Genomic DNA, 18,170 nt, shown 5'->3' on the forward strand with positions numbered 1-18,170 from the left:
ATGACCTCCTAGGACACCACCTACGGGAACGGGTGCGGATATGGATTGAGTTGCTCCGGCTTTAGCGGCTTCTTCGTATAGCCCATTTTAAAAGGAACTTTTAACACCCGATCAAGTCCATTCAATCGTTTTAGATGATTGCCGAATGTCATAGGCAACATTCCTGGAATTAAGACTTTTACACACGATAATCCATTTCTTTTGATTTCAGGTGTCGTTTGATCGATTACAATCACATCTAGATTTAATTGTTTAAATACTTGTAAAATATCCTTCAAATCATTCGTCAAATCTAGATGGTTTGTTTCCCATTTAAATTCTTCTTCAAAAGTCTTTAATGGACGGTTATCAGCTAATAAAAACTTTAGACGCTCCTCTGCTTGTCGTAAACCATATAACATTCCATGGTCATCCATTTGTTTAACGAGAGAATTATCTAAAAGCATTTTCATAATTTGAGCGTAATTTTCTTCAAACTTTTTATCCAATGTTAACATCATTCCAGCTAACTCATGAACTGCGCTTTTAACTGCCCTAACTGGATCAAGATGTGCTCCTGCTGCACAAATAAGATTTAAACCATGTTCTTTACGATTTTTTGCAATGGCAACAATACTTGGAATTCCATTCTCCATCGTCGAATTAAATAAGTGAAGATCATATCCGCCAACCAAGCGCATGCGCTCAATCATTAAATCAAGTTCTTGATCCTTGGCTGATTTTGGATCAAGTCGAGGAAGAGGCAACTGAGCATACCAAGTCATTAAGAATGAATCCCGTTCAACAATTTCCAAAATACCGTAGAATATAGCTTCTTCTAAACTGCCTCCTAATGCACATCCATTGGAAGTTTCATATACAAAACCGTGTCCGCATCCTAAACTATAGTATGAAAGCAACTCTGGTACAAGAATCGGCTCTTCCTTCATAAACGAATAGCCCCATACCCAATCAATCTTCCGTTTAGGATTAAACTTCTTAAATGGAAAACGCGGCAAAGCATATTGCTCATTCGAATGAGTACCGACAATTTCAGGATTAATTGCATAATCTTTTACGTTGTTATAACTATCATGTACTACCGTTTTTTTCCCTCTTGGAGTAAGGCCGCAATACCTTTCTAATCCTTCCAAAATGGCAGTTAATTCACTAGATTCATATGAAAGTGTACGCCCCGCTGTTCCTTCATCCCCTTGGAGTAACGGTAGGTTTACGACCACATCTGCAAATGGCGTGGATAGATCATATGCCTTTCCATTTAAAAACCCCGTCTTTTGACCTAAATAGTCATTAACTAACACTTTTTTTAATTCTTCCATTGAGCGACTACGATAGCTAGTTGGAGAAATTTTCATACTAGGCTCGAGTGAAATAATAGCAGAATCAGAAGTATCATCTTCTAATTCACCACAAATTGGGCATAAAGGATTTGGTAAAAAAAAGTGATTAGAGCTTTTGAATGTTTTCATATTTAGTAAAAAAATACGTTCCTCTAGACGAGTTTCTTTACCGTTCATAAATTTTTCTACTTCAGCAGCAATTAAGTAAGCCATTTGTAAAAGCCCCGTTCTTGTACCCCATACATCATCCGGTACTCCATTACCTTCTAATAACTGATGATCTATTTCTAGCATTTCTCTGCGTTCTCTACCAGCCATTAAACGTCTAAAATCGGCACACTTTATACACCCTTTTTTCCCTGGATGTACTAAAGGTCCGATTACACCTTCTCCAAATGAAACACAAGCACGTAGCCATGGAACAGTTCCTATTCTAAAAATTTCATCTGCTTTTTCATATACTTTAGGGTTCCATGCGTCATCCAAAAAAAGTATTAAACTAGTATCCTCAGAAACCTTTAACTCTAAATCTTTCTGATGAACTATTTTATATTTATTTAAAAGAATTTCTGATGTGTATTTACTTAATAATCCCTCTCCAAAAATGGTAACCGTTGAATTCAAATCGAGCTCACCTCTCTTAACAAGACACCATAAACTCCCGCTAGTTCATCTACATTAATCGATTCAAGCATAAATTCTAATGTTAGTATTTCCATCTTATTTTGTTTTAAGATTTCAATAGCCGTGGCTAATAAATCTGAATGTACAGCACGATTAAATTCAGGGATGGTCATTTCAGGTACTTGTTGTGATTCCAATATAATTGATGAAGTCTGGATAGCAGTTGATGCAAGTAGTGGAGTTTTATTTTGTGATTCCTTAAGTACTTGTTTTAATGCATCTTGTAAGGCAATTGTTCTATTTAAACCAACACTTCTATACCAGCCATTTTCTGTACCAATCCAGACTACCGGAAATCCGCAAATCTCTTTTCCTAATGCTATTTTTGGAGATTCATATATTGTATTTAATGTTTGTAAATAAAATTGAGCACAATCATCTTCAATTTTTATCGCTTTAATTTCTTGAATATGATTTTTATGATCACCCGTTTGTTTATTAAGCTCTTCAGACAAATATTTTTGTAATGCTCTACAAATACTTTCTGAAAAAGTTTGACCAGTAGCGATTGCGATGTATTCCCCAGGTTCAATACACTCTACAACATCAGAATCAGAATTCTTAATAAGTTGATTCGCTATTTGAGATACATACATTTCAACTCCAGTAAGTCCCGCCTCTCTTCGTGCTTCTTCATGAGTTAATTCAGTACAAATTGTACTCGTTAATAGTTTTACTGGACCTTCTGTAAGAGGATCTATTACTTGTATCCGACATTGAGCTAATGGAAGTTGATTTAATTCACCCTCATCCCAAACGTGAAATAATCCTGTTTCTTGTGAATTAAACTGACCTAAGTAAGTTAATAACTTACGTTGATCTCCTCTAGGTTTGTTTTCCTTTAACTTTTCATCAAAATTATGAACTATTTTAGCTTTCGCTTTTCCATTCACTAGTGGATGAGGAGAGAATGTGTGCCAACTGCCCTCTAGTGTCTCTTGGTTAATAATATAAACCTGATTATTCTTTTCTGTTTCTCGTGACTTTGTAATATCCTTAAATAACTCGAACACCATTATATTTGCTAACATTGCTGATGTAATCGAAGACAAATGTTGGTTGGCTCCTTCTTCACAGAGTATGTTTTGATGTACACTTCTCCACGCCGACTCGAAGCAAGCTTCAGAATTTGAAGTCACTATTGGTCCGGCCATACAGATTTTTTGCGAAGAAATCGCTGGGATAAATCTTTTTTTCTCTCTTTTACAAATCTCATTGAGCATTTTCAGCTCATAAACATGATCATCTTCTGAAACGTATAAAATCGAATCAAAAGTAGAAACAATCTCTTGTAATGAAAGCTTCTTTCTCTTAATTAATTCAACTTCTACTTCATAATCTGTCTTCCGTGCGTTGTCTACAATTTCTTTAATTCTTTTTTTATCTGTCCTTTCAGTATTCGTTATTAAAAGATGGAATTTCGCTAGTCCCGACTCTAATAATGCTGAAACTAGTGAAGTGACAATTGTTCCAGAACCAATTGCCAATATCTTGGATTGACGATAAGTTTGAAAACGATATGAACCAGACTCTCCAAAACAATTTAAAAACTCAATTTGACTTGCATACTTATCTAAAATATCTTTAGATAATTGATGTGGATGATCCTTACTTACATCCCTTGCAAAGCCATTTTTATATAAAATCTCACCAATTTCATATACTCTTTCTCGGTATTGGTCAGGTAAACCATTTGTTAACATGTCTAATGAGTGTTCACCGTTAAACATAGGAAGTAACTTTTCAATCCACTGATAAACAGATGCACCTTCCATTCGAAATGAACTTAAGTTATTCCTAAAATAAACACCTCCATTTGAATCAGGTACAAAAAAAGTATCTCGATTAATCTTTAGACGTGCAGATGGATTCAATTTTGACATCCTTTTCAACCCCTTCGATACAGTGAGTTGTACATTAAATTTCATAAATACTTTCTTCATAATCCTATGTATATTATGTACTCCTTATGTCATAACCTAACTTGATAGCCGTTGCCAAAAACTAATAAAAATGTATAAATGGCCCCTACTAAAATGAGTAAGGGCCAATTGTCACATTGACAAATAGTTTTTATGAAACATTACATTTAACGGTGACAGCGACCGCAGCCTCCGCAACGGAAACAGCCTCCGCAACCTCCACAACCAAAGCAGCCTCCACAGCCTCCACAACCAAAGCAGCTAAAAATAGGGAAAAAGCATGCAAAGCAAACTCGAGCATCGTTATTTTGATACTGATTATAATCCCATGGAACTACTTGACTAGCTTGAAACTGATCAACGTTTAATTGTTGAAGCTCTCTTTGAAAATCATACATTTTTATTAACCTCCGACATAAAATTTGAAAGCGATTAAAACCATAACGTACTTAAATAAAATAAATACGATTCCCTAATTTGAATCTACTAAAACGCAGACTCTCAACAACAAAATATGTTGAGGACTTGGGCATTGTTACCGATTCACTTGCCCAATTTATTACTCATTCGTAAGATTATGAACTGATTGAAAGTGCAAAAAAACCTCACATCAAAAGTGAGGTTCTTCGTACGTCTTTCATTTTTTTTACTCTTTCATGATTAAAATCAGTATTCCTTAATCTTCATTAAGTTTAATGTTTCTAAGAGGTGAATATGATAATACATTCTTTTTAGTTTCTCTTTAATTTCTCCTGATTACTTTTCCAAAAATTAATTTCGCTAGCTTTATTTTATGTACTTTAAATAGTAAGAGGTATAGGAATAAAAGAAAATCAAAAATGAATAGTAAGTCCCCTATCATAAAAAACGAGAATATTGTGCTGGAGGAGATTTCTTCTGTTTGATTAACAGTAGAATATAAAAAAGCAGCATATCTTTCATAAACAGTACAGATTAAAAATATAGTTCCAACCACTAGCGAAGTAAAACTATAACCAATTGATCGTTCTCTTTTATTAAATTTTAAAAAGATTGGAAGTAAATATAGCAAAGCAATAATAAAAATACTAAATAATAATCCTGACAAAGTAATTCGGCTATATAACATAGACTGAACTAGCAAAAGTTTTCCTAGGATAAAAAAAAGTAACACTATCCCCATCATTTCCCTCCTCATCTCCCCAATTAGAGCAACATTTATGATCAAATCCGTATACAAATTAAACGAGTTCCTTTTCAAAATAAATTATAGCCGTGCTTATTAAAGTTTCAAATGCTCTTTTTTACCGTTTTGATAGGTAAAAAAAGTTAATATATAAAGTTTCATTAAATGGTGTATGACCTTCGTTATAAAAAAGGTGATTGTTGTTTTAAAAATATTTATTACCGTTTTTAACGGTAAAAATAATCATATCCTTATTCATCATCTAAGTTTAAAATAATTTTGAAAACATTATCTCAACAACACTTTTTGTGATTGTTATCACAAAAATAGTTCGTTTATTTATGTTAGTAAAAATATTATTCAAGATCAAAGTAGGAGATGAGATGGATAAAGCGAGTTTAAGAAGATTGCACTTGATCGATATTTTAAGCAGTCAAGAAAAATGGTTCAAAACGGAGGAGCTTGCTAACTATTTAAATTGTACTGAGAAAACGATTCGAACTGATATACAAATTATCAATGCAATATTCCCAAATGGATGGCACATTGAAACGATAAAAGGAAAAGGTATTTATATCAAAAATCCAATCAATTCATCGCTGGATCAAGTTCGTTCACTTTTTGTTAAGAACTCTATGTCGCTTCAGGTAATCATGTTTATTCTAATAAAAGAGATTGAACACATTAGTGATCTAGGAAAAGTCTTATATACGCATCACAATACTATTTATAAAATTCTCGAACGAGTAGACAAATTATTGAAGTCGTATAATTTAAGTTTGAAGCGTGCACCACTTGAAATCGTAGGTAATGAGTTTCAAAAAAGAATCTTATGTTGTGATGTATTGTATGGTTTATATTCCCATACAAATAATTGGCCTTATGATTCTCTATCGTTTTCTATTATTAAAAAAGTAGTTACAAAGTCAGCTGAAAAACATCATTTACTTTTATTTCCACCTACTATATATAAATATATTTATTATGTTGGTACGATGCTTCAAAGAATCGATCGAGATATACAATTGGATTTAAATCCTTCTAACAATATTCAGAATTCAAATTTTTTTTCAGTTGCAACTGATATATGCTTACAGCTAGAAAACATTTATAAAGTATCAATTCCATTAAATGAACGAAAGGCTCTTTCTATAATGATATCTGCATTCCCCTATTTTTCTAGCGATAATGAACCTCCAGATGAAATTATAAATAGCTATCATAATAAATCAGAAAGACAATATATAGAATTACACCAGCTCGTTACAATGCTCGAAAAAAAACTTAGTATAACATTACATGATCATCACGATTTTATTCTCACTCTTCAAAAACAGTTTAAATCCATTTCCCTTGTTCTTTTTTTAAATTGTAGAATTGATCGGTCTTCTCTCATTTCCGAATATGTTAAAAAGCGATATCCGGAGTTATTTAATAAAGTAAAAACTGTATTTCGCAATTGGTGCAATTACTTTTCATACCCAGAAGTAAATAATGAAGTAATTGCTAAAATTACATTAAATATTCAAGCAATCATCATTAAATTATCATTAGTAAAAAAAAGGGTACTACTGCTAAGTAGTGAAGGTTATGGTGTAAGACAGTATATAACTACTAAACTAATAAAAGAATTTAGAGATAAAATACAATTTGTTGAACTCCAAAATGGAGAACTGAGTTCTGAAACGGTTAGTGAATTATGTTTAGACTTTATCATTGCTGATTTTCAAATTGATATAGAAATTGTTCCAATTGTAGTAATTAGTTCTACTCTTTCACAGCGCGATATTAATCATATTGCCCATTTATTAAAATAAATTTAGTTTGAATAAGTATTCAAAGGTGATTTTATGATAAAAGAAAGGTCAACATTAGTCACAAATGAGTTAGTTGAACTATTAAGACAACTTGATTATGATACTTTTTTACACGGAATGCGTGTAGGAGAAATGGCGTATAAATTTGGTAGATATTTAGATCTCTCTTTACATCAATCGAATCAATTGCATTTTATTGGTTATGTACATGATATTGGTAAGCTTAAAATACCGATTTCAATCGTTACAAAAAGAGGTCCTCTTACTGATTTCGAGTGGAATCTAATGAAGAATCACACAATTTATGGGTATGATTTATTAAAAAATTTTTCGTATCATACTGATATATTAAATGCTGTTCGTTATCATCACGAAAATATTGATGGGACTGGCTATGAAGGATTATATAGTAACGAAATTGATTTTAATTCAAAAGTAATAAGAATAATTGATAGTTTTGATGCACTAACCCATGATCGTTGTTATAGAAAAAAATGTTCAATTGATCTATCGTTAAAAAAAATTCAAAAACAAAGTGGTATCATTTATGACCAGGATTTAATAAAGGAATTCACTAAGTTTATTTGTAAACTGAATTAAGTAGTATTCAATAATGCTAATAATTTACACCTATTAATTGCTAGACCAGAATCTATTAACATGTTATAGTTTCATTAAAATTATAAATTTCACTCGTATAATAGTGAGGATATGGCTCACAAGTTTCTACCGGTTAACCGTAAATTTACCGACTATGAGTGGTAACACATCTGACATGTTAGCTCTAGCGAATCAAAAACTCAAAATGTGTTACTTCACTCATTTTATACAGTGAAGTACATGTTTTGAGTTTTTTGTTTAGATTAAGGGGGATCATTATGGAATTATTACTAAAAAAAATTGAGCAAGAAGGAATCGTTTTAGCAAATGATGTATTAAAAGTGGATGCTTTCTTAAATCATCAAATGGATCCTGTTTTAATGAAAGAAATTGGGGAAGAATTTGCCCGTTTATTTTCTGGAGAAAAAATAACAAAAGTAGTTACGATAGAATCTTCAGGTATCGGACCTGGGCTAATGACAGCACTTGCTTTAAATGTCCCTCTAGTTTTTGCTCGTAAGAAAAAGTCAATCACAATGCAGCAAGATGTTTATACTGCCAAAGTATATTCATTTACAAAAAAAGAAGAAAATGAAATTTCAATTTCACATAAATGGTTAGACGAAGGCGATAAAGTATTAGTAATAGACGACTTCTTAGCGAACGGAAAGGCAGCTCTTGGATTACTTTCAATTATGGAACAAGCAAAAGCAGAAACAGTTGGCTTTGGAATCGTAATTGAAAAATCTTTCCAAGATGGCGGAAAAATTCTGCGTGATCGTGGTTATCGAGTTGAATCTCTAGCTCGTATTCAATCTTTAAAAGACGGACAAATTAAATATTTCAATGAAGAATTAACTGTTTAAAAAATAAAAAAAGACATTGTTTGAACGATTTTTAGTTGTTCACAATGTCTTTTTCTATTAGTTAAGCCTTTTTTAGGATTAACTAAACGAACCATAAACGGACCTCCCTTCATTTAGAATTCCAATATTAAGTGGTATTGATAAACTAGGTAATATAAGTCTATTTACTATTATTGTCAATATTAATTTTCAGTGAAATCGTTGAAAATTTCGCAAAAATGGTTTATATTTTACTGAGAATGATAATCAATGACAGAATATTCTGGAGTGAGAACGTAATGAACAACATGAACGATCTTTTTGATGTAACAGTAATCGGAGGAGGTCCGGCTGGACTTTACTCTGCCTTTTATAGTGGTTTACGAGAAATGAAAACAAAAATAATTGAATTTCAATCTGAATTAGGTGGTAAGGTTCACTGTTATCCTGAAAAGATGATTTGGGATGTAGGAGGACAACCACCAATCCCTGGTGAGCGATTTATCGGACAAATTGTTCAACAAGGATTAACGTTTGATCCTACTGTTGTGTTAAATGAAAAAGTCGACACGATTACTCGTGACGATAATGGTTTTTTTGTTTTACATACAGCTTCAGGTCAAAATCATTATTCTAAAACAGTTATTGTTGCAGTTGGGAGCGGAATATTAAATCCAACTAAGCTTCAAATAGATGGTGCAGAAAGATTCGAAGTTTCAAATTTAAACTATACAGTAAAATCACTTAAACATTTCCAAAATAAAACTGTAATCGTTTCGGGTGGTGGTAACTCTGCAATTGATTGGGCCAACGAGTTAGAGCCAATTGCTAAGAAAGTTTATTTAACTTATCGAAAAGATGCGTTAAAGGGACATGAAGCACAAGTCTCTCAATTAATGAATAGTTCAGTTGCATGTCTTTTCAATACATCTATTACGAAACTAATTGCTGGTGAAAACCATGAAGAAATAGAAAAGGTTGAACTGACAAATAATGAAACTGGTGAAATATCTCATTTGGAAATTGATGAAGTAATCATTAACCACGGTTATGAGCAAGATACTTCTTTATTAAATAACAGTGAATTAAAGGTAGAATTGATTCAAGATTTCTATATTAAAGGAAATACAACGAGTGAAACTTCGATTGAAGGGATTTATGCAGCTGGAGATATTTTAATGCATGAAGGAAAGTTACAATTAATTGCTGGCGCATTTCAAGATGCTGCTAATGCTGTTAATAAAGCAAAGCAATATATCCAACCAGATGCTAGTGGATCAGCAATGGTTTCATCTCATAATGAAGTGTTTAAACAACGAAATCGTGATTTAATTAAACAGATGATGAACTAGAAAACAACTTCTCTTTTCCATGTTATACTATATAAACTTATGTAGATTAGATTGAGATTGGTTTATATGAATTTAAAATCCCCTTATAGCAGACTGCCCTATCCATTTTATCAGATAGGCTTTTTCACGTGTCTACTATAAGGGGATAATATCAATACCGTGTCTGCTTTTTGAATTCTCTAATGTATTTAATCACTAGTGCTTTCATAACAATTGTAATTTTTGTTTCCTTTAATCATCAACTTGGTATATTAGTCCGCCTGCTGTTTGTATCAACTTCTTCTTTTTTTCCAATTTTAAAAATAAAGAAGGAAGAAATCACTAAAACTGTAATTAATGAAGTTAAATAGAACTGAGAGCGAAGATCATCCATAAAGTACATCGAAAAATAGATGACGATCATCGCTAGTATAGTAACGTAAGTAACATATGGGAATCCCCACATTTTTAAACGTAACATTTTTCCCGTTTTTTCAGCTTGTCTTCGCTTAATTACGTGTGATACTGCAATAACAATATACACTAGAAGCGCAATTGAACCTGATGCATTCAAGAGAAATGAAAAAAGTTTATCAGGTGAAATAAAATTAAAAATTGCAGCTAGAAAGGCGAAAGCTGAACTTGCCCATACCGCCCAATACGGTGATCCACCTTTATTTACTTTTGTAAAGATTCTCGGAGCACTTCCTTGCTGCGCCAAAGAATAAAGCATTCGAGAATTCGTATAAAGTGCTGAATTCAAACAAGAGAGTACTGAAAATAGTACAACAACCTTCATGATTGTTCCAGCTCCTGGAATCCCTAAATTGTTAAGCAACGTTACATATGGGCTACTTAATGATTTTGCATCATCCCAAGGCATTAATAAAACTAAAATAGATACTGACCCAATGTAGAACAATGCTACACGCCAAACAACAGTATTAATGGCAGTAACAACAGATTTTTGAGGGTCTTTTGATTCTCCAGCAGCAATTGCTGCAATTTCAGACCCAAAGAACGCAAACATAACTGTCATAAAACCACCTAATATTGCGCTTATACCTTTCGGGAAAAATCCGCCATGCTGTGTCAAATTTGAAAGTCCCGGAGACTGGATCGTAGGGATTAATTTGAATAAAATTGCAAGACCTAATATCATAAACGCTGAAATCGCCACTACTTTTGTAATCGCAAACCAATATTCAAACTCTCCAAATGTTTTCACTGATAAAATATTAGTAAGTGTAAGTACAAATGTAAGAATTAAAGCCCATCCCCATAATGGGATACTTGGGAACCAAGAATTCATTATATTTGCACCTGCAATCGCTTCAATTGCAATTGTAATTAACCAGAAAAACCAATACAACCAACCGATCGTGTATCCTGCCCAAGGGCCAATCGACTCTTTTGCATACGTTGAAAACGAACCACTAACTGGGTTCTCAGCAGCCATTTCTCCTAACATTCTCATTAGTAGTGCAACTAGTAATCCTGCTATTAAATAGGCAACAATTGCTGATGGACCCGCACTATGAATAACATTCCCACTACCTACGAATAAACCTGCCCCTATAATTCCACCAATTGAAATCATTTGAATATGACGGTGTTTTAGATTCTGTTGTAAACCATTGTGTTGTTTCTCCATATTCACCCTATCCTTTTTTCCGTTAATATAAAAGAATTTATAAAAACCTTGCAGTAAAAGACTCGAGCAAGTCCTATTAATCTACACATTTGGACGTTACTTTTATAAAGTTTGAACATATGAAAATCAATGATCAGTTTAACAAAATTTAGCAATTAGATAATACGTTTTCTAGAATAGCAAGACCTTCGTTTAACTCATTTTCTGTAATTACTAGTGGACTTAAAAAGCGAATAATATTTCCATCTAAACCTGCAGTAAGTAATAGAAGCCCAGCTTCATTTGCTGCTTTTGCAATTTTTGTAGTAAGATCTTTATTCGGTGTTTTTAATTTTTGATCTGTTACAATCTCTACTGCACACATTGCTCCTAGACGACGGAATTCTCCAATGAAGTTATACTCTAATTGCCACTTTCTCACACGGCTTTCAAGTACATCTCCAATCCATTCTGCTTTTTCACACAATTTTTCTTCTTCAATGACTTCTAATACTGCCAATGCGGCTTCACACGCAAGTGGATTTCCACAATAGGTTCCACCTAATTCACCCGGATCTGCTATATCCATTATTTCTGCCTTACCAATAACAGCACTTAGTGGCATACCACCTGCGATAGATTTAGAAGCCGTCATTAGATCAGCTGCAACTTCGAAATGCTCCATCGCAAATAATTTCCCTGTTCTTGCGAATCCAGTTTGAATTTCATCTGCCACCATCACAATGCCATGTTTTGAACAAAATTCACGTACGTGTTTTACAAATGATTTTGGCGGTATTACAAATCCACCTTCTCCTTGAATCGGCTCCATGACAATACACGCTACAGTCTCTGGTGCTACAGTTGCTATAAAAAATTGGTTAAACTGTGCAATAACATCTGCTTCGTATTGCTCATCAGTCATACCGTCTGGCTTACGGTACATATATGGATATGGTGCTTGATATACTTCAGGTGCAAAAGGACCAAAACCAAGTTTATATGGTTTTACTTTGCTCGTCATTGTCATCGTCATTAAAGTACGTCCGTGAAATCCACGAGTAAATGTGACAACTGCTTGACGTTTTGTATATTTCCTTGCGATTTTCACGGCATTCTCAACTGCTTCAGCACCACTGTTTAATAAAATAGCTTTTTTTGCAAAATCTCCCGGAGTTGCTTTACATAATCTTTCACAAACTTCAATGTATGATGGATACATAACGACATTGAAGCCAGGATGAATGATTTTTTCTGCTTGTTCTTGGATGGCTGCTACTACTTTCGGGTGTGAATGCCCTACGTTAATGGTTCCTATAGCTGCACCGAAGTCAATAAACTTATTACCTTCTAAATCATATAATGTAGCTCCCTTGCCTTTTACTGCAACTGCTCGATTTCCATTGCTAACGCCTTTTACAACGTATTTATCTCGCTTTTCTTGCCATTCTTTTGTGGATAGTTGCTTAATCATTATTTGATTCCTCCGTTTTTATAAAAATTTTTCTACGATGTTTGTTTTTTCAATTACTGAATTAATTACGAGCTAATCATAGTAATATGTATAACTGCCTATACACTTATTTCACCTTCCAGTATGAGAAACCTATACACAGTTAAAATGTGTACCGTCTAAAAAACGGTAAAGCTAAACGGTACACATAAAAATGAAACCATTTTAGATAATGTCGAAAATTTATCCTTTGTGCCAAATAACGAGTTTCATTTCAGTCATCTCTTCAATTGCATATTTCAATCCTTCGCGTCCTGTACCACTTTCTTTTACACCTCCATATGGCATTTGATCAACACGGAACGTAGGTACATCATTAATAACTACGCCTCCTACATGCAGATCGTCCGCTGCTTTTAGTGCATTAACAACACTATTAGTGTAAATTCCAGCTTGCAGACCATATCGAGAATCATTCACAGCATCAATTGCTACTTCAACCGAAGATACTTTACAAATTGAAACAATAGGAGCAAAAACTTCGTTACATGATACTTTCATGTTATTTGTTACATCTAAAATCACTGTAGGTTCAAGAATATTGCCTTGCGTTTTGCCACCCGTTGCAATAGTCGCACCCTGTGCTTTTGCTTCTTCGATCCAGCTTAAAGCACGGTCCAAGTCATTTGATGAAATAAGAGATGAAACATATGTTTCAGGATCTAGAGGGTCACCTAGTTTGAGTTTGCTAGCGCTTTTTGCGAACTGTGAAACAAACTCATCATAGATTTTTTCGTGTACATATATACGTTGTAAAGAGATGCATACTTGCCCTTGGTTTGAAAATGCTCCCATTAAGCAACGATCAATAACCTTTTTTACATCAATAGCCTCATCAATGATTAATGCCGCATTTGAACCTAGTTCAAGTGTTGTTTTCTTAAGCCCTGCCTTTGCTCGAAGCGCAATTCCAACAGAGGAACTTCCTGTAAATGTCACCATACTAACTAAATCACTTTCTACAATAGCGTCACCTACAACTTTTCCTGGTCCTGTAACAACATTTAATACGCCATCCGGTAGACCAGCTTTTTTAAACAAATCTGCTATATAAAATGCAGAAAGTGGTGTTTGTGAAGCTGGCTTCAATACCACGGTATTCCCAGAAGCAATAGCTGGTCCCACTTTATGTGCAACTAAATTCATCGGAAAATTAAATGGAGTAATTGCACCAATAACTCCAATTGGATTTCGAACGGTGTAGCCTATTTTTCCAATACCACCAACTGCCGCATCAAAAGGGATTGTTTCTCCATGAATTCGTTTTGCTTCCTCTGATGCAAATTTATAAGTTTCTATCGTTCTTATTACTTCTGCTTTGGCAAAGATAAGTGGTTTAGCCGACTCGAGAGCAATTACTCTTGCAGCTTCTTCTAAATTTTCTTCAAGAAGTTGCGAAACTTTCTCTAAAATGGCTGCTCGTTGGTGAGCAGGCATTTTAGCCATTACTTCTTTAGAATCATAAGCAACTTGAATTGCATTTTGGGTTTGTACTTTATTCGCCATTGCAATATCTGCAATTTTTTCTTGTGAATAAGGAGAAAGTAATTCTGAATAATTTTCTGTTTCCACGTATTGTCCGTTAATCCAAATATTCTGTCTCATGTTTCCCTCCAAATCTTATGAATACGTATTAATAATAAGCTTCGTTTTCGTTAATTGTCAAACAATTTTTATTTTTTAGCATTTTGTAAATATTTAACTCCTATCTAGAAAACTTATCTATATTCACTAATTAGTAGTGCTTATTTGTAATTGTATATTTGTTCCAATAAGATTGCTTTCGATTTGTATAAAATTTTTATCAGCAAGAATCTAAATCTAATCTACATATTCATTTCAATTACTATGAATACGTATGCAAAAAAATCATTAATTTACACAAAACTTCTAATCAAATTCGATTTTATTTGCTATAATGTTAAAATAGTACCTAGAAAATTCCAAAAACTATGTTGTTTTGGGGGTAATAAGATTTAGTGCCTAAAACCGTATTTATTGCTTTTTTAATTAATTGACTATTATTTTAAAATTTTTATATTATATGAGCTTGGAGTGATTTATTTGGTTTCTTCACACGATGTTGCGAGGCTAGCTGGTGTTTCTCAATCTACTGTTTCTCGTGTATTAAATGGTTCTAAAAATATTAAACAATCTACAGTAGAAAAAGTAGAGAGAGCCATTAAAGAATTAAACTATCATCCGAATTTGAATGCTAGAAATCTCGTAAAAAAGAAAACCAATATGATTGCGTTAATCACAGGACATACTCATGATCCATTTTATGAAGAATCTACTCGAGGGATTGTATCAATCGCAGCAAAAAAAGGATATAACGTACTCGTATTTTTCCATAAAGATAACGATAAAATGCTTTACAACCAAGTATTAAGCGCCCCTGTTGATGGATTCATAATGTCTTCTATTTTAATGAATGATTCTATTTTTCCCGTATTAGAAAGTTTGGAAGGCAAACCGTATGTGACCTTCAACCGGAAGCATTCGTGTGGGACAAACTATTTTGAGATTGATAACGTAAAAGCCGGCGAACTAATAACAAATCATATGATTGATTTAGGTCATAAAAATCTGGCGTATATAGGTGGACCGCTACAAGCATCTACTTTTCACGGTCGTTTAGAAGGGTTTAAAAAAGAGGCTAATAGACAAAAAATAGCAGTACGTGAGGATTGGATAAAAACGACCGATACAACTATAGAATCCATTGTCCAAGCCTGTAAGGAGCTATTTTCAGGTATTGAATTTCCAACAGCCATAGTCGCTGCGACGGATGCTATTGCATTAATTTGCTTAGATTTCCTACTTAATAAAGGCTTTAAAATACCGGAAGATATCAGCATTGGTGCAATCGATAATATCGAGTTTTCTGCCCATGCATCTATTCAATTAACAACAGTGGGAACTCATTTAAGTCAGTCTCTAGGAAATCTGGCTATGGAACATCTAATTAATTTGATTGAAAATAAAAACAAACAATTAAATTCCGTAACAACTACAATCACACCTCATTTAATTGTTCGACGATCTACTGGAAAACCTAGAATAAAATAGATTTTAAATTTGAAACTATTTTAACAAGTAATTTGAGACGTGTATCACTCACGTCTCCTATTTTTAGCTCCATTTATTTATAGCATTATATTCGCTAACAATATTCCCATCCGAAATTCTACTCTTGAACTCGCATGCCATCATTTGTCATTGCTTAAACTCTTTTTACTATTACGATAAAACAAAAAGGATTGTCCCCTGTCAGTACCAAGTCCAATCCTCTTTCGCAGCATAAAACTATTTCTCTAACTTTTTTGAGTTCACTTTAAATGTGCTTTACTTCCACACTGTCATATATTTTTTTCGATATTTTGGATCCTCTTCTTTTTCTATCAACTCTAAAGCCTTATGTTTAATCTCTTCATTCTTAACCGCATCATACAGATTTCTCATACATTGAATAATATCGTATCGAATCAATGTATAGTTCTTTTCTTCTTTACAGTTTAAATAACGATTTTCTAGATGATCAAGGACGATTGCTCTTTGTTCTGGACCAGCTAGTCCTACCCTCCATATTGATTGTAGAGTATGTCTTGCGGTAACAAATTTTGGATCATATGTAACTTGCCAAATAGCATGAAAATCATTTAGCATTCTTTTCTCTGGATCACTGATCGCTAAATTTGAGAGAAATTGTGCCGCTCTTGACCTTCTGTGATTTCCTTTATGCGTTAGATCCGATTTTAATCGATCCCATACTTCATACGACCAATCTACTTTTTCTTTTGTAACGGAAATAATATAGTCAAAAGCTTCGAATTGCAAATTCTTGTCATTTGATTCAAGGTTTTCAAAATAAGTCTGTACTTGTTGATCCATTTCACGTACCTCTTTTGAGAATAGTAAATAATTCTTTTATCTAGATGATATCATTCCCTAGCTTTCACTAGCTATGAAAAAAATTTAACGATTATTCAACTTTTTTCGTATTTTTACTGATACTAAACCTACATAAACATCGTAAGTAAGCTATATCGTTTGATTGTAAGTAAAATTTAATTAAACGTTTGTTTAGTTTTTTTTAAGTGGTTTTCGGTAAAAAGGTTACCTATTTATTAATAAAATTAAAATAAATGAACGATATTCAATCCCTGATCGTATAAGAATTAAGGAGGGATTTTTTATGAAAACAATTTTATTTAAAGAAGACAATTTAATTATTACACTTTCTAGTCTTGAGACAATTTTAGGGTTAAAACATACAATTGAGATTCCCTATAGTGCTATCAGTGATGTTTCTATTGAGGATATTCATGAATTTCTATGGAAGATGTACGGTACACACTTGGGGGCAACTAAATACGGCCATTTCAAAAAAGATGGAGTGAATTATTTTGTTGCTACAAACACTAATAAGGGAAATTTAGTATTAACGTTAAACAACCATAAATACGATAAAATCATTTTAGAACTGGATCACGTTGAAGATGTTTTACAGAAGATACAAAATAAGGTGAGTACTTATCATTAAATAACTTAAGTAAGACTGTCTTTAGCGGACAGTCTTTTCAATTTTATAAATGAATAATTTCAAAACGATGATCAAATTCTCTTAAGTACTCTACAACTAATTTACGGTGACAATGATGTGGTTTTTCTTCGCTACACAAAAAGCATGGAACGCCGTTGCTTGTAAAGTCGTTTATTTTTGTTTCTATTTTACGATTTTGTATTAAGGTTAAAAAGTCTTTTTCAAAATCATTCCACGAGAGTTCCTTTTTCTTAATTGCTTTCAGTAATTCTTCTGTTGGAGCTAAATCCGTGTCATGTGTGTATTTAATGTTTAATAAATCCATCACAAAATGAAGGTCATCTTTTTTTGCAAATCCTGCTAGTTGTGATGTGTTATGTAAACGAGTATCAATTAGATGTGTTACGTTATTTTGTTGGAGCATTGTTGCGAAGGTTCTTAATGATTTTTTTGAGAATCCGATTGTTGTTATGTTTATTTTGAATAACTCCTTTCTTTAAATGTTTACTATCTATTCTTCAGATCGACTTAAGTGAATTTTTTTAAGAGTTATACTAATTTAAAACAGAAATATTTTAAGATAATTCAAACTTTTAGTAAAAACAATACTTTAATTAGTACTAATTGTCAATTTGTAATAATCCTATCTTTTCTTAACAGACATTGATGTTTTTTATTTTTGGAAATTTTTAGTAATATATATTTGACATTCCTCACTTATGTAACATATAATTTACATAAAGTAATATATATTTTACTTTAACAGGAGGAAAA

General features: G+C 32.9%; 14 protein-coding genes and 1 riboswitch. Of the genes, 6 read left to right on the forward strand and 8 right to left on the reverse strand.

The features are described from left to right. Positions 1–20: 20 nt before the first annotated feature. The 3 genes from RAH41_RS11525 to RAH41_RS11535 form a co-directional block, all read right to left on the reverse strand. Complete coding sequence (locus RAH41_RS11525) at positions 21–1,964, reverse strand: TOMM precursor leader peptide-binding protein (RefSeq protein WP_331222624.1); 1,944 nt, start codon at positions 1,962–1,964, stop codon at positions 21–23. Next, positions 1,961–3,907, reverse strand: coding sequence for a putative thiazole-containing bacteriocin maturation protein (locus RAH41_RS11530; RefSeq protein WP_331222625.1), 1,947 nt, complete (start codon positions 3,905–3,907; stop codon positions 1,961–1,963). The genes RAH41_RS11525 and RAH41_RS11530 overlap by 4 nt, the downstream gene beginning before the upstream one ends. 206 nt (positions 3,908–4,113) lie before the next feature. Next, positions 4,114–4,344 carry a heterocycloanthracin/sonorensin family bacteriocin gene (locus tag RAH41_RS11535; protein WP_331222626.1) on the reverse strand — a complete coding sequence of 77 codons (231 nt, stop codon included), beginning with the start codon at positions 4,342–4,344 and terminating at the stop codon, positions 4,114–4,116. Between the two features lie 1,150 nt (positions 4,345–5,494). Here RAH41_RS11535 and RAH41_RS11540 point away from each other — a divergent pair. From RAH41_RS11540 to RAH41_RS11555, 4 genes are all read left to right on the forward strand, one after another. Next, positions 5,495–6,928 carry a BglG family transcription antiterminator gene (locus tag RAH41_RS11540; protein WP_331222627.1) on the forward strand — a complete coding sequence of 478 codons (1,434 nt, stop codon included), beginning with the start codon at positions 5,495–5,497 and terminating at the stop codon, positions 6,926–6,928. A gap of 33 nt (positions 6,929–6,961) precedes the next feature. Beyond that, on the forward strand, positions 6,962–7,528 hold the full coding sequence (locus RAH41_RS11545; protein WP_331222628.1) for an HD-GYP domain-containing protein: 567 nt from the start codon (positions 6,962–6,964) through the stop codon (positions 7,526–7,528). 73 nt (positions 7,529–7,601) lie between these two features. Then, positions 7,602–7,703: riboswitch (purine riboswitch) on the forward strand. A gap of 103 nt (positions 7,704–7,806) precedes the next feature. Further along, complete coding sequence (locus tag RAH41_RS11550) at positions 7,807–8,394, forward strand: xanthine phosphoribosyltransferase (RefSeq protein WP_331222629.1); 588 nt, start codon at positions 7,807–7,809, stop codon at positions 8,392–8,394. 278 nt (positions 8,395–8,672) lie between these two features. Beyond that, positions 8,673–9,725 carry an NAD(P)/FAD-dependent oxidoreductase gene (locus RAH41_RS11555; RefSeq protein ID WP_419471595.1) on the forward strand — a complete coding sequence of 351 codons (1,053 nt, stop codon included), beginning with the start codon at positions 8,673–8,675 and terminating at the stop codon, positions 9,723–9,725. A gap of 238 nt (positions 9,726–9,963) precedes the next feature. Here RAH41_RS11555 and RAH41_RS11560 read toward each other — a convergent pair whose 3' ends face one another. The 3 genes from RAH41_RS11560 to RAH41_RS11570 form a co-directional block, all read right to left on the reverse strand. Continuing rightward, complete coding sequence (locus tag RAH41_RS11560; RefSeq protein WP_331222630.1) at positions 9,964–11,358, reverse strand: amino acid permease; 1,395 nt, start codon at positions 11,356–11,358, stop codon at positions 9,964–9,966. Positions 11,359–11,506: 148 nt separating this feature from the next. Further along, entirely contained in the window at positions 11,507–12,811 is a 1,305-nt protein-coding gene (gene gabT, locus RAH41_RS11565) for a 4-aminobutyrate--2-oxoglutarate transaminase (RefSeq protein WP_331222631.1), read from the reverse strand. 222 nt (positions 12,812–13,033) lie between these two features. Next, positions 13,034–14,455: an aldehyde dehydrogenase family protein gene (locus RAH41_RS11570; RefSeq protein ID WP_331222632.1), complete on the reverse strand. Its 1,422-nt coding sequence runs from the start codon at positions 14,453–14,455 to the stop codon at positions 13,034–13,036. A 459-nt stretch (positions 14,456–14,914) separates the two neighbouring features. On the opposite strand from RAH41_RS11570, the gene RAH41_RS11575 reads away from it, so the two are divergent. Then, positions 14,915–15,922 carry a LacI family DNA-binding transcriptional regulator gene (locus RAH41_RS11575; RefSeq protein ID WP_331222633.1) on the forward strand — a complete coding sequence of 336 codons (1,008 nt, stop codon included), beginning with the start codon at positions 14,915–14,917 and terminating at the stop codon, positions 15,920–15,922. Positions 15,923–16,198: 276 nt separating this feature from the next. Here the strand turns inward: RAH41_RS11575 and RAH41_RS11580 are convergent, their stop codons facing one another. Beyond that, the gene (locus tag RAH41_RS11580) at positions 16,199–16,744 is read right to left on the reverse strand and encodes a hypothetical protein (protein ID WP_331222634.1); all 546 of its coding nucleotides are present in this window, start codon (positions 16,742–16,744) and stop codon (positions 16,199–16,201) included. Positions 16,745–17,048: 304 nt separating this feature from the next. On the opposite strand from RAH41_RS11580, the gene RAH41_RS11585 reads away from it, so the two are divergent. After that, positions 17,049–17,396, forward strand: coding sequence for a PH domain-containing protein (locus RAH41_RS11585; RefSeq protein WP_331222635.1), 348 nt, complete (start codon positions 17,049–17,051; stop codon positions 17,394–17,396). Between the two features lie 43 nt (positions 17,397–17,439). On the opposite strand, the gene RAH41_RS11590 is transcribed toward RAH41_RS11585, so the two are convergent. Further along, positions 17,440–17,874: a DUF488 domain-containing protein gene (locus tag RAH41_RS11590; RefSeq protein ID WP_331222700.1), complete on the reverse strand. Its 435-nt coding sequence runs from the start codon at positions 17,872–17,874 to the stop codon at positions 17,440–17,442. Positions 17,875–18,170 lie beyond the last annotated feature (296 nt).

The organism is Gottfriedia acidiceleris, assembly GCF_036421055.1.
Taxonomy (GTDB): domain Bacteria; phylum Bacillota; class Bacilli; order Bacillales; family Bacillaceae_G; genus Gottfriedia; species Gottfriedia acidiceleris_C.